We start from the raw sequence: 12521 nt of genomic DNA, 5'->3' as shown, positions 1-12521 counted from the left end.
GGGGCGGGCGGACAGGGGGACGCATGGCGGAGATCGTGCTGGCGCTGCTCGGCTTATGGGCGATGATGGCGATCGCCCCCGCGACCCCCGCCGCCGTGGCGATCCGCCACTGGCTGGTCGTTCGCCCCGCAGAGTGGCTGGGCCGGATCGGACGCGGCCATGTCGCGCTGCTCGTCATCGTCGCGATCCTGATCCCGGCCACGGCCTGGCTGGCGGGGCGGGACAGCGTGCCGCTGGCCGGCATGGCGCTGCCGGAACTGGCGAGCTGGGCGGCGACGTTCGAAGTCACGACCCTGATCGACCTCATGATCGCGGGTCTGGCGGCGGGTGCGAGCCTGCGGTTCGGGCGTCTTCCGTTTCTGGGTCAGCGATGGCGTCGAAACGCTCGACCCGAACCGGATCATGCGGAGGCGCAACGGTGCGAGGACTGCGGGTCGCGCTGACGCCCCTCCACCCCCTCTTGTTCCCCGGCGAAGGCCGGGGCCCAGTTGGGGGATGCCGGTGACGACGTGCAGCGCTCCGTTGCAACAGCCTTCCCAACTGGGCCCCGGCCTTCGCCGGGGAACGGGATGACCAAACCGTTCCAACTATCAAATCCGCCCCCTGACCGATAACCACCTCGATCCTCATGCTGCACCGCAGCGGAACCGCCATGGCGAATGGCGGTTGGACCCGGCATGACCCTGATCCATTCGTTTCGGCTGCCGGCCGACTGGGCATGGCTGCAAAATGTTGCGGTCGTGTCGATCGCGGTGCTGCTCGCGCTGTTCGCCCATGCGCTGGTGATGCGGCTGGTGGTGCGCGCCGGCACCCGGCGGCGGAAAGAGGCGCGGACGCTGGTCGTCGCGCAGGTGCGCCGGCCGCTGCAATGGCTGTTCGTCGCCATCGCGGTCAGCTTCGTCGCGCGCGCCCTGCCGATGGACCGCGACCTGCGCGACCTGTGGGAGCGGTTGCTCGGCTTCGGCTTCCCGGCGCTGTTGGGCTGGACGGCGGCGGGGCTGCTGCAAGCGACGCAGCGCCTGGTCGAACTGCGCGCCGACATCAGCGTCGAGGACAATCTCGCCGCGCGGCGCAAGCGGACACGCGCGACCATCCTGGGGCGGATCGGCAGCTTCGCCATCGCCTTCGTCACCATCTGCCTGATGCTGCTGAGCGTACCGGGCATCCGGTCGATCGGGGTGACGCTGATGGCCTCGGCGGGCATTGCCGGCCTGGTGGTCGGTGCCGCCGCGCAACCCGCGCTCAAGAACCTGATCGCCGGCGTCCAGATGGCCTTTACCGAGCCGATCCGGCTCGACGATGTGGTGATCGTCGGCGGCGAATGGGGACGGATCGAGGAAATCCGCCTCACCTTCGTCGTCATCAAATTATGGGACGAGCGCCGGCTGGTGGTGCCGGTGTCGAAGTTCCTGGAGGAGAGTTTTCAGAACTGGACGCGCGAGACCAGCCAGCTGCTCGGCTCGGTCTTCTGGTATGTCGATCCAGGTGCGGACGTGGCGCGCATCCGGGAGGCCATCGGCCGCGCGGTCGAGGCGAGCGAGCGCTGGGACAAGCGCTTCTGGAACTGCCAAGTGACGGACGTGAAGGCCGATGCGATCGAGATTCGCGGGCTGATGACGGCCCGCAACGCCTCGATCGCCTTCGACCTGCGCTGCGAGGTGCGCGAGTCGGTGCTCGACTATATCCGGCGCGAGATGCCGGAGGCGATGCCGCGCGCCCGCGTGGAACTCCCCCAGCGGGCGGGCGGCTGAGGCGGGCCTATTCGCCCGCCGCTTGCAGCGTGTCGAGGAACAGGCGGCACCACCAGAACACGTCCTCGCGCCGCACCCCTTCGATCAGCACCTGCCAACGGCGGATACGCTCCTCGCGCGGCATGGACAGGGCGGTGACGATCGCGTCCGCCATCTCTTCGGCGCTGTACGGATTGACCAGCACCGCCTCGCGCATCTGCGCCGCCGCGCCGGCGAAGACGGACAGCACCAGCACGCCGGGATCGTCCGGGTCCTGCGCCGCGACGTATTCCTTGGCGACCAGGTTCATGCCGTCGCGCAACGGCGTGACCAGCGCAATATGGGCGGCGCGGTAGATGCCCGCCAGTTCCTCGCGCGGATAGCCGTGATTGACGTAGCGGATCGGCGTCCAGTCGATATCGGCATATTCGCCGTTGATCCGCCCGGACAGCGCATCGAGATCGGACCGGATCTCCTGATAGGTGTCGACCTTCTCGCGGCTGGGCGGCGCGATCTGGAGGAAGCTGGTCAGCCCGCGCCGGTCGGGATGGTTGGCCAGGAACCGGTCGTAACCCAGGAATCGCTGGCGCAGGCCCTTGGAATAATCCAGCCGGTCGACGCCGACCAGCAGGCTGCGCCCGGTGGCCGACATGAACATGCGGTCGCGCGCGAAATTCGCCTCGGGCGATTGCGCCGCCGCCTCGAACTCGGCGGTGTCGATGCCGATCGGCGCGACGATCGCGCGGATCGTGCGACCGCCCGCCGACACGATGTCGCCGTCCACCGTGCCGCCCATGATGCTGGTGACATAATGCTGGAAGCTGTCGAGCCAGTCCGCGGTGTGGAAGCCGACCACGTCATAGGCGAAGAGCGAGTCGACCAGCTTGCGGTGGCTGGGCAGCGCGGTCAGCAGCCGGGTCGGCGGCCAGGGCGTATGGAGGAAGAAGCCGATGCGATTGCGCATCCCCCGCCGCCGCATCATCTGGCCCAGCGGGATCAGGTGATAGTCATGGACCCAGACCAGGTCCGGCTCCTCGATCAGCGGCATCACCGTGTCGGCGAAGCGGCCGTTGACGCGCTGGTAGCCGCCCTCGAAATCGCGTTCGAACTCGGTCAGGTCGATCCGGTAGTGAAAGAGGGGCCAGAGCGTGCGGTTGGCGAAGCCGTTATAATATTCGTCGATATCCTGTTCTTCGAGATCGATCGTCGCGGTGTTGACGCCATCGCCCTCGGCGCGGTGAATGGTGCCGTCGAACGTCTCGCACGTGTCGCCCGACCAGCCGAACCACAGGCCGCCATGTTCGCGCAGCGCCGATTGCAGCGCCACCGCCAGCCCGCCCTGATTGGCGCTGGCGCCCTTTTGCGGCACGGCGACGCGGTTGGAGATGACGATCAGCCGGCTCATGCGGCACCCGCCTTGTCGGCGAGGGCGGTCAGCCAGTCGCGCATCGCCGCGACGCCGCTCAACCGGTAGCGGGCCTGCGTCTCGCGCGGATCGTCGACCAGCACGCCCGCGCCGCCCAGGCCCTGCGCGGCGGCGAAGCCGTCCTCGTCCGTCCGGTCGTCGCCGAAGAACCAGGGTTTGCTGCCCTGCATCGCCGGGTCGTCCAGCAGCGACCGCACCGCCTCGCCCTTGTCGCCGGGCAGGCGGACCTCGACCATCATCTTGCCGCGATTGGCGTGGAGGCCGAATTGCTGCGCGACCCGTTCCGCCATCGCCACCGCATCGGCCTCGCGCTCGGGATGCTGGCGGAAGTGGAGCGACGCGCCGAGCGACTTGGCCTCGAACAGCAAACCCTCCAGATCGGCATAAGCGCGCAGTTCGGCGCAGGCGGCCTCCAGCGCCTCGGAGCGTGGCGGCGTCACATGGCCGCCGGCGGGGGTGCGTCGTTCGGCGCCATGGCTGCCGGCGACGGCGACCTGTTCGAGATGGCGGTGCAGGAACCCGTCGAGCTGCGCGATCGATCGACCGCTGACGATCGCGACGCGGCCCGGCATCGCGGTCGCCAGCCGGCCGAGCAGCATGCCGAGCCCATCATCGACCACCACCGTATCGGGGGTGGGGGCCAGGTCGACTAGGGTGCCGTCGAAATCGAGGAAGAGGCTGACGGACATGGGGTCCGGCAGCGGCGGTGGGGCAAGATCGTTGACCATGGCACAGGAACCCGTTGCCATGGGGCCATGTTCCGGCCTTTGACGGGTTCCGCGACGCCGGATTCCGCCAAAAACCGCGAAGTCGCGACGAAGAAAGGATTTTCAGGCGGGCGTGCGGCGACGTTCTTCGGTGCTCCTTTGAGGGCGGAAGCGCCGAGTCCCGCATATCATCAGGCATCGTCCTGCTTGGCCCTGGGCTCCTGCCTTCGCAGGAGCACCAGCACCATGCGCATGTGCCGGGCGGATGGGCGATGGTCGCCTCGGACGGGAAGCATGTCGACCCGTCGCGCGCCGGCCGTCTACGCCTCGGACGGCGGCATCGGCCCCCGGAAGGCATCCTTGCCGCTGACCGCCGCCAGCTTCACCGGCTTGCCGGTGCGGGCGCTCTCGTAGATCGCTTCCATGACGACATGGTCCTGCACGCCTTCCTCGCCCGGGGTGCGGGGCTTGCGATCGGCGAGGATGCAGTCGGCCATATGGTCGATCTCCTCGGCGAACTGGTTCTTGGGCGGGATGTTGACCTGCTGGCGCTCGTCCAGCTCGCCCTGGTTCTGGGCGATGTACATCTGCTGGCCGCGATATTGATAGGCCTTGGGCATCTCCAGCGTCGCGCGGGCGAAGTTCAACGTCTGCGCCTTGTTGTCGCGCGCGCCATAGCTGGTCAGGCATTGCACATAGGTTTCCCCCGGGAAACATAAGGTGAACGAAACCGTCTCCTCCACCTCGGCATAGCGGGGGTCGCCCGGCGGCGAATATTGGTGCGCGACGACCTCGACCGGTTCCTGCGCGGTCAGGAAACGGGCGGTGTTGATGCAGTAGAGGCCGATATCGGGCAGCGAGCCGCCGCCCGATTGCACTCGCTTGTGCCGCCACTGCTTCGCGCCGTCGGGGGCGACCGTCTGGGTGTTGGTCATCGACGCGGCGACCAGCCGGCCGAAATTCCCCTCCTGCACGAAGCGACGGGCGCGCTGGTTATACGGCTCATATTGGATGCGATAGGCGATCATCAGCTTGACGCCCGCCTTGTCGCAGGCCGCGACCATCGCGCGCGCATCCTTGGACGAGGTCGCCATCGGCTTCTCGCACAGCACATGCTTGCCCGCGCGGGCGGCGCGTTCGGTATATTCGCGGTGCATCCCGTTGGGCAGGACGATATAGACCGCCTTGACGCTGGGATCGTCGCGGAGCCGGTCGAACCCGGCATAGTCGTAGCAATGCTCCGGCGCGATGCCATATTGCGCGGCGACGGTGCGCAGCTTCTCCGGACTGCCCGACACCAGCGCCGTGACTTTCGCCTTCCTGCACTCCGCAAAGGCGGGCAGGATCTCCTCCAGCGACAGGCGACCGAGCGCGACGATCGCGAAGCCGACCCGCTGTTCGGGCGGCATCGGGGCCGGGGGCGGCGCCGATTTGGGATCGGCCTCGCCCCGCCATTCGGGGAAGACCACCTTGCCATTCTCGACCCGGCCGCGATCGACATCGGAGGGCGGGGGAAATGTCTGGGCATCGGCGGCGCGGGCACCCAGCACCAGCCCGGCGGCGGCCCCGCCCATCTTCAGCATCACGCGGCGATCGATTGCGTCGGGCATCGGTGAACTTCCCTGTTCAGACAATGCGATAGGGAACGACCCGGCGCGTATCCGGCTCCACCGAAATGCGCCGGTCCGCCGGCGGGAAGGCGCGCTGATCGCAATCGGGGCGGGGACAGAGCCGGCAGGAGATGCCGATCGGCGTCGCGGCCCCCGCGCGGTCGACCGCATCGGCATAGACGAAGTCGGCGGCATGGCCCGCCTCGCACCCCAGCACCACCGCATAGCGGCGCGGTGCGCGGGCGAAGCGGCCGGAGGGCTTCACCAGCCCCTTGGCCATCGAGACATAGCGGACGCCGTCCGGCGTCTCGGCGAGCTGGACCAGGATGCGGTCGGGAATCGCCACCGCCTCATGCACATGCCAGAGCGGGCAGGCCCCGCCGAAGCGGGCGAATTGCAGTCGCGTCGCCGAATGCCGCTTGGTGATGTTGCCGGCCATGTCGACCCGGCAGAAATAGAAGGGGACACCCTCCGCCCCCGGCCGTTGCAGGGTGGACAGCCGGTGGCAGGCCTGTTCGAAGCTGACGCCGAACGCGCGCGACAATTGGTCGATATCGTGGCGCAACCGCCGCGCCTCCGCCCGGAACCGGTCATAGGGCATCAGGATCGCCCCCGCCGCATAATTGGCGAGACCGACGGCCAGCAGCCGCCGCGCCTCCGCGCTCTCCAGCCCGGACGCCGCCACGATTGCCGCCACCGGATCGGCGAGCGCCACGGCCGCCAGCCGGTGCGCGATCTGGAAGCGGCGGCTTTCCGGCGGCAGCGCGGCGTTCAGCACCAAGTCGCGCCCGGTCATGCGCGCGATCGGCGATTCCGGATCGGGATCGGTGCGGACGGTCACGCCATGCGCGGCCAGCGCCGCCTCGACATCGCCGGCCCGCGCCTCGCCCGCCCGGTCGAGCGGATCGATATAATTGCCCGCTTCGTGAAACCAGTCGCGCACCGCCTCCCAGGGCAGGCGGGTGGAGCCGCCGGCGGTCAGCGTCTCCTCGGCCAGCGCCAGCCGTTCCTCCGCCGCGCGCTTGGCGGCGTGGAGCCCGATCAGCCGGTCGGCGATCTCCGGCCGCTCGACTGCCAGCCGCGCCGCCGCCTCCGCCTCCAGCGGGGGCAGGGCGGGATCGGCCAGCGCCGCGCCCAGTGCGGCCAGCCGCCGCGCCGGCTCCGCCCCCTCGATCGCGGCCAGCGCCTGCGGATAATGGCGGGCGAGCGCCGCGCTGACGGCGGCGGTCAGCGGTCGCTCGCCGCTTTCGAGCTGCGACAGATAGCTGACCGACAGGCCGAGCCGCGTCGCCATCGCCCGCTGATTGAGCCCGGCGGCGCGGCGGAGGGCGCGCAACTGGTCGCCGGCATAGAGTCTGGCCATGGCGGCGGTGTAGTTCGCAAGGCCATCCTTCGCAACTTCGCAACTTCACATTTGCCTGAGGCCGCGCGGCGGGGCACAAGGTCGATCGCCGTGTCCGCAACGAGAGGAACTGCCATGACGTCGACCATCGCAATGCTGGAGACGAAGCGCGCGGCGGCGAAGCTGGGCGGCGGCGAGAAGCGGATCGCCGCCCAGCACGCCAAGGGCAAGCTCACTGCCCGCGAGCGACTCGACGTGCTGCTTGACGAGGGCAGCTTCGAGGAGCTCGACATGTTCGTCGAGCATAACTGCACCGATTTCGGGATGCAGGACCAGCGGATCCCCGGCGACGGCGTGGTCACCGGATCGGGGACGATCAACGGCCGGCTGGTGTTCGTGTTCAGCCAGGATTTCACCGTGTTCGGCGGTTCGCTATCGGAACGCCATGCCCAGAAGATTTGCAAGATCATGGATATGGCGCTGAAGGTCGGCGCGCCGGTGATCGGCCTGAACGATTCGGGCGGCGCCCGCATTCAGGAGGGTGTGGCCTCGCTCGGCGGCTATGCCGAGGTGTTCCAGCGCAACGTGCTGGCCTCGGGCGTGGTGCCGCAGCTTTCCCTCATTATGGGCCCCTGTGCGGGCGGCGCGGTGTACAGCCCGGCGATGACCGACTTCATCTTCATGGTGAAGGATTCGAGCTACATGTTCGTCACCGGCCCCGATGTGGTGAAGACGGTGACCAACGAGGTGGTGACCCAGGAGGCGCTGGGCGGTGCGGTCACGCACACTACCCGCACCTCGGTCGCGGACAATGCCTTCGACAATGACATCGAGGCTTTGCTGGCGGCGCGCGACTTCATCGACTTCCTGCCGCTGTCGAACCGCGAGCCGGTGCCGGAGCGGCCGACGGCGGATGCGTGGGACCGGATCGAGGACAGTCTCGACACGCTGATCCCCGCCAGCGCCAGCCAGCCCTATGACATGCACGAGCTGATCCGGAAGGTGGTCGACGAGGGCGACTTCTTCGAGACGCAGCCGGCGCACGCCGCCAACATCATCACCGGCTTCGGCCGGATCGAGGGGCGGACGATCGGGATCGTCGCCAACCAGCCGATGGTGCTGGCGGGTGTGCTCGACATCAACAGTTCCAAGAAGGCCGCGCGCTTCGTGCGGTTCTGCGACGCGTTCGAGATCCCGATCGTCACCTTCGTCGACGTGCCCGGCTTCCTGCCCGGCACCGCGCAGGAGCATAACGGCATCATCAAACATGGCGCGAAGCTGCTCTTCGCCTATGCCGAGGCCACGGTGCCCAAGATCACCGTCATCACCCGCAAGGCCTATGGCGGCGCCTATGACGTGATGGCGTCCAAGCATCTGCGCGGTGACCTCAACTATGCCTGGCCGACCGCCGAGATCGCGGTGATGGGGGCCAAGGGCGCGGTGGAGATCATCTTCCGGGGCAGGACGCCCGAGGAGATCGCCGAGCGGACGGCGGAATATGAGGCGCGCTTCGCCAACCCCTTCGTCGCGGCGGGCAAGGGCTTCATCGACGAGGTGATCCAGCCGCATTCCACGCGGCGGCGCATCGCGCTGGGGCTCAGGAAGCTGAAGAACAAGACGCTGGAGAATCCGTGGAAGAAGCATGACAATATCCCGTTGTGACCTGGCGGCGGCAGGTCGACGGGGTTCTGGCGGTACACGACCAGTGATCATCCACGGCCGTCATGGCGAGCGCAGCGACGCCATCCAGAGCGTCGCGCGGGACGCTGGATTGCTTCGCTACGCTCGCAATGACGGGCGTAGGGAGGGGTGGCGAATGATGCGGCGGCCAGCAATCTACATCATGGCCAATCGACGCAACGGCACGCTCTATGTCGGCGTCACCTCGAATCTGGGTCAGCGAGCCTGGCAGCACCGGACCGGTGTCGCCGATGGCTTCACCAAACGATATGGATGCAAGCTGCTCGTTTGGTTCGAGGCGGCAGACACGATGGAGGCTGCGATCCTGCGCGAGAAGCAGATCAAGGGCGGCTCACGCGCGAAGAAGCTGGCGTTGATCGAGGGGATGAACCCCGATTGGGCCGATCTGTTCGACCAGGTGGCCCATGGATAGCAGCATGACCGTCCCGCCCATCGTCATGGCGAGCGCAGAGACGCCGTCCAGAGCCAAGCCCGCATCGATCGGTAGAACGCGATGACCCTGGGCCGCCTCAACCATGTCGGCATCGCGACGCCGTCGATCGATGCGTCGGTCGAAACCTATCGTACCCTGCTCGGCGCGACCGCGATCGGGGAACCGTTCGACCTGCCGGCGCAGGGCGTGCGGGTGTGCTTCATCGACGCGCCCAACACGCAGATCGAGCTGATCCAGCCCTATGACGATGCGTCGCCGATCGCGGGCTTCCTCCGCAAGAACCCAGCCGGTGGGCAGCATCATCTCTGCTTCGAGGTGGCGGACATCCACGCCGCGATCGCCGAACTGACCGCCCAAGGCGCCACCGTGCTGGGGGCGCCGCGCATCGGCGCGCATGGCACGCCGATCGTCTTCGTCCATCCGCGCGACATGGGCGGGGTGCTGATCGAACTGATGGAAACGCCCGAGGAGCATGGATGACCGAGATGCTGATCCGCACCGACCGGCAGGGCGACGTGCTGTGCCTGACGCTCGACCGGCCCGACCGGCTGAACGCCGCGCCGCCCGCCATGTTCGAGGCAATCACCGCCGCGCTCGACCGGGTGGAGGATGCGCGCGCCGTGCTGATCCAGGGTGCCGGCCGTGCCTTTTGCGCCGGGGCCGATGTCGGCGGCGGGGCGCTGAACGCGGCCAATCCGGGCGAGGCGACCTTCGCCGCGCTGACCCGCAGCTATAATCCGGCGCTGGCCCGGATCGCGGCGCTCGACGTGCCGGTGGTCAGCGCGGTGCGGGGCGCGGCGGCGGGGATCGGGTGCAGCCTGGCGCTGGCCGCCGATTTCTGCGTCGCCAGCGACACCGCCTATTTCCTCCAGGCCTTCGTCAATATCGGCCTGGTGCCCGATGGCGGCGCGTCGTGGATGCTGCCGCGCCTGATCGGCAAGGCGCGCGCGACCGAGATGATGATGCTCGGCGAGCGGGTACTGGCGGCCAAGGCCTTTGAATGGGGGATGATCCACCGCATCGTCGCCGACGATATGCTGGAGCGCGAGGCGATGTCGCTGGCGCAGCGGCTCGCCGCCGGGCCGACCCGAGCCTATGGCGCGATCCGGCGCCAGCTGCTCGCCGGCTATGAGGGCGACTATGCGGCCGCCATGGCGCTGGAGGCGGAGAACCAGCGCGCGATGCGCGACACCGTCGATGCGAGCGAGGGCGGCCGCGCCTTCCTCGAAAAGCGCGCGCCGGTGTTCCGTGGCGCCTGATCGCCGCGACCTGTCCTGATTTCCCCATTCTGATCCCCGTCGACCGGAACCCCGCATGACCGACCCCACCCCCCCGATCGACATCAATACCGGCGAGGATGCCGGCGTCGCCCCGCCGAAGCGCGACCTGCCCGAGCCTAGCCCTGCGCCGACGCGTGACGCCTGGGCCGCCGCCGCCGCGCGCGAGGTGAAGGGGCGCGATCTCGACTGGACGACGCCCGAGGGGATCGTGGTCAAGCCGCTCTACACGGCCGAGGATGTGACGACCGATCCCGGCCTGCCGGGCTTCGCGCCGTTCACGCGCGGCGTGCGCGCGTCCATGTATGCCGGGCGGCCCTGGACGATCCGCCAATATGCCGGCTTCTCCACCGCCGAGGAATCGAACGCCTTTTATCGCCGCAACCTGGCGGCGGGGCAGAAGGGGCTGTCGGTCGCCTTCGACCTCGCCACCCATCGCGGCTATGACAGCGACCATCCCCGCGTGGTCGGCGATGTCGGCAAGGCGGGCGTGGCGATCGACACGGTCGAGGACATGAAGATCCTGTTCGACGGCATCCCGCTCGACCAGATGTCGGTGTCGATGACGATGAACGGCGCGGTGATCCCGATCCTCGCCTTCTTCATCGTCGCGGGCGAGGAACAGGGCGTCGACCGCAAGCTGCTCGACGGGACCATCCAGAACGACATCCTCAAGGAGTTCATGGTCCGCAACACCTATATCTACCCGCCCGAACCCTCGATGCGGATCATCTCCGACATCTTCGCCTATACCAGCGCCGAGATGCCGAAGTTCAACAGCATCTCGATCAGCGGCTATCACATGCAGGAGGCGGGGGCGACGCAGCTCCAGGAGCTGGCCTTCACCATCGCCGACGGCATGGAATATGTGAAATACGGCGTCGCCTCGGGCCTGGACATCGACAAGTTCGCGGGCCGCCTTTCCTTCTTCTTCGCGATCGGCATGAACTTCTTCATGGAGGTCGCCAAGCTGCGCGCGGCGCGGGTGCTGTGGCACCGGGTGATGACGCAACTGGGCGCGAAGGACGAGCGGTCCAAGATGCTGCGCACCCATTGCCAGACCTCGGGCGTGTCGCTGACCGAGCAGGACCCGTACAACAACGTCATGCGCACCACGATCGAGGCGATGGCGGCGATGCTGGGCGGCACCCAGTCGCTCCACACCAATGCGCTGGACGAGGCGATCGCGCTGCCCACCGACTTCTCCGCCCGGATCGCGCGCAACACGCAGATCGTGCTGCAGGAGGAGACGGGGATGACCAAGGTCGTCGATCCGCTCGGCGGCAGCTATTATGTCGAGAGCCTGACCCAGCAGCTGGTCGACGGTGCGTGGGAGATCATCGAGCGGGTCGAGCGCGAGGGCGGCATGGCGCGCGCGGTCGCCGCCGGCTGGCCCAAGGCGATGATCGAGGAAGCGGCGGCGGCGCGCCAGGCGCGGGTCGACCGGGGCGAGGACGTGATCGTCGGCGTCAACAAGTACCGATTGAAGGACGAGGATGCGATCGACATCCTCGACGTCGACAATCATGCGGTGCGCGAGGCGCAGATCCGCCGCATCCAGCAGGTGCGCGCGTCCCGCGACGAAGCGGCGTGCCAGGCGGCGATCGCCGCGCTGCGCGACGGGGCCGGGGGCACGGCCAATCTGCTGGCGCTGGCGGTCGAGGCGGCGCGGGCGCGCGCGACGCTGGGCGAGATCTCGGCGGCGATGGAGGTGGCGTTCGACCGCTACGGCACCCAGCCCACGCCGGTGCGCGGCATCTATGGCGGCGCCTATCAGGACGACGCGCGCTGGGCGCGGCTGGAGGAGGGCGTCGCCGCGACCGAGCGACGGCTGGGCCGCCGGCCCCGGATGCTGGTCGCCAAGATGGGGCAGGACGGGCATGATCGCGGCGCCAATCTGGTCAGTTCGATGTTCGGCGACCTGGGGTTCCAGGTGGTGCCCGGTCCGCTGTTCCAGACCCCGGCCGAGGCGGCGGCGCTGGCGCTGGCGGAGGATGTCGACGTGGTCGGCGCGTCCAGCCTGGCAGCGGGGCACAAGACGCTGATCCCCGAGCTGATCGGGCATCTGCGCGACGCCGGGCGCGCCGACATCAAGGTGATCGCGGGCGGCGTGATCCCGGCCCAGGATTACCAGGCGCTGCGCGACGCGGGCGTGCAGGCGATCTTCGGCCCCGGCACCAATCTGGTGAAGGCCGCCGAGGAGGTGTTGCGGCTGCTCGGCCACAATATGCCGCCCGAGGATGCGGCGGCGTGACGGCGCGCTTGCAGGCGCGGGCTGGCGCGGACAAGGACCGC

At 68.6% G+C, this 12521-nt stretch carries 11 protein-coding genes; 7 read left to right on the top strand and 4 right to left on the bottom strand.

From position 1 onward, the window contains the following. Window positions 1-23 precede the first annotated feature (23 nt). Window positions 24-443 carry a hypothetical protein gene (locus QE452_RS11645; RefSeq protein WP_309657703.1) on the top strand — a complete coding sequence of 140 codons (420 nt, stop codon included), beginning with the start codon at window positions 24-26 and terminating at the stop codon, window positions 441-443. A gap of 234 nt (window positions 444-677) precedes the next feature. Beyond that, window positions 678-1751, top strand: coding sequence for a mechanosensitive ion channel domain-containing protein (locus tag QE452_RS11640; RefSeq protein WP_309657704.1), 1074 nt, complete (start codon window positions 678-680; stop codon window positions 1749-1751). A 7-nt stretch (window positions 1752-1758) separates the two neighbouring features. On the opposite strand, the gene QE452_RS11635 is transcribed toward QE452_RS11640, so the two are convergent. The 4 genes from QE452_RS11635 to QE452_RS11620 form a co-directional block, all read right to left on the bottom strand. Then, on the bottom strand, window positions 1759-3135 hold the full coding sequence (locus tag QE452_RS11635; protein ID WP_309657705.1) for a trehalose-6-phosphate synthase: 1377 nt from the start codon (window positions 3133-3135) through the stop codon (window positions 1759-1761). Further along, window positions 3132-3845, bottom strand: coding sequence for a trehalose-phosphatase (gene otsB / locus QE452_RS11630; RefSeq protein ID WP_309730068.1), 714 nt, complete (start codon window positions 3843-3845; stop codon window positions 3132-3134). Before otsB ends, QE452_RS11635 begins: the two co-directional genes overlap by 4 nt. Window positions 3846-4183: 338 nt before the next feature. Further along, the gene (locus QE452_RS11625) at window positions 4184-5473 is read right to left on the bottom strand and encodes a Gfo/Idh/MocA family oxidoreductase (RefSeq protein ID WP_309657707.1); all 1290 of its coding nucleotides are present in this window, start codon (window positions 5471-5473) and stop codon (window positions 4184-4186) included. 16 nt (window positions 5474-5489) lie between these two features. Further along, complete coding sequence (locus tag QE452_RS11620; RefSeq protein ID WP_309657708.1) at window positions 5490-6836, bottom strand: short-chain fatty acyl-CoA regulator family protein; 1347 nt, start codon at window positions 6834-6836, stop codon at window positions 5490-5492. A 114-nt stretch (window positions 6837-6950) separates the two neighbouring features. Between QE452_RS11620 and QE452_RS11615 the strand changes: the two genes are divergently transcribed. From QE452_RS11615 to scpA, 5 genes are all read left to right on the top strand, one after another. Next, window positions 6951-8477 carry an acyl-CoA carboxylase subunit beta gene (locus tag QE452_RS11615; RefSeq protein WP_309657709.1) on the top strand — a complete coding sequence of 509 codons (1527 nt, stop codon included), beginning with the start codon at window positions 6951-6953 and terminating at the stop codon, window positions 8475-8477. Between the two features lie 181 nt (window positions 8478-8658). Then, window positions 8659-8928, top strand: a complete 270-nt coding sequence (locus QE452_RS11610; RefSeq protein ID WP_405052764.1) for a GIY-YIG nuclease family protein — start codon at window positions 8659-8661, stop codon at window positions 8926-8928. 81 nt (window positions 8929-9009) lie between these two features. After that, window positions 9010-9429 (top strand): methylmalonyl-CoA epimerase, encoded by a 420-nt coding sequence (gene mce / locus QE452_RS11605; protein WP_309657710.1) that lies wholly within the window; start codon window positions 9010-9012, stop codon window positions 9427-9429. After that, the gene (locus QE452_RS11600; protein WP_309657711.1) at window positions 9426-10208 is read left to right on the top strand and encodes an enoyl-CoA hydratase-related protein; all 783 of its coding nucleotides are present in this window, start codon (window positions 9426-9428) and stop codon (window positions 10206-10208) included. The genes mce and QE452_RS11600 overlap by 4 nt, the downstream gene beginning before the upstream one ends. 55 nt (window positions 10209-10263) lie before the next feature. Further along, entirely contained in the window at window positions 10264-12480 is a 2217-nt protein-coding gene (gene scpA / locus QE452_RS11595) for a methylmalonyl-CoA mutase (protein WP_309730065.1), read from the top strand. Window positions 12481-12521 lie beyond the last annotated feature (41 nt).

It is taken from the genome of Sphingomonas sp. SORGH_AS_0438 (assembly GCF_031453475.1).
Lineage (GTDB): Bacteria > Pseudomonadota > Alphaproteobacteria > Sphingomonadales > Sphingomonadaceae > Sphingomonas.
Note: the sequence above shows the minus strand (reverse complement) of the source record. Positions and strands in the feature narration are given on the sequence as shown.

Coding starts and splice junctions, on each gene's coding strand:
- QE452_RS11645 (WP_309657703.1), top strand. CDS start 24: ATGGCGGAGATCGTGCTGGCGCTGCTCGGCTTATGGGCGATGATGGCG.
- QE452_RS11640 (WP_309657704.1), top strand. CDS start 678: ATGACCCTGATCCATTCGTTTCGGCTGCCGGCCGACTGGGCATGGCTG.
- QE452_RS11635 (WP_309657705.1), bottom strand. CDS start 3,135: ATGAGCCGGCTGATCGTCATCTCCAACCGCGTCGCCGTGCCGCAAAAG.
- otsB (WP_309730068.1), bottom strand. CDS start 3,845: ATGTCCGTCAGCCTCTTCCTCGATTTCGACGGCACCCTAGTCGACCTG.
- QE452_RS11625 (WP_309657707.1), bottom strand. CDS start 5,473: ATGCCCGACGCAATCGATCGCCGCGTGATGCTGAAGATGGGCGGGGCC.
- QE452_RS11620 (WP_309657708.1), bottom strand. CDS start 6,836: ATGGCCAGACTCTATGCCGGCGACCAGTTGCGCGCCCTCCGCCGCGCC.
- QE452_RS11615 (WP_309657709.1), top strand. CDS start 6,951: ATGACGTCGACCATCGCAATGCTGGAGACGAAGCGCGCGGCGGCGAAG.
- QE452_RS11610 (WP_405052764.1), top strand. CDS start 8,659: ATGGCCAATCGACGCAACGGCACGCTCTATGTCGGCGTCACCTCGAAT.
- mce (WP_309657710.1), top strand. CDS start 9,010: ATGACCCTGGGCCGCCTCAACCATGTCGGCATCGCGACGCCGTCGATC.
- QE452_RS11600 (WP_309657711.1), top strand. CDS start 9,426: ATGACCGAGATGCTGATCCGCACCGACCGGCAGGGCGACGTGCTGTGC.
- scpA (WP_309730065.1), top strand. CDS start 10,264: ATGACCGACCCCACCCCCCCGATCGACATCAATACCGGCGAGGATGCC.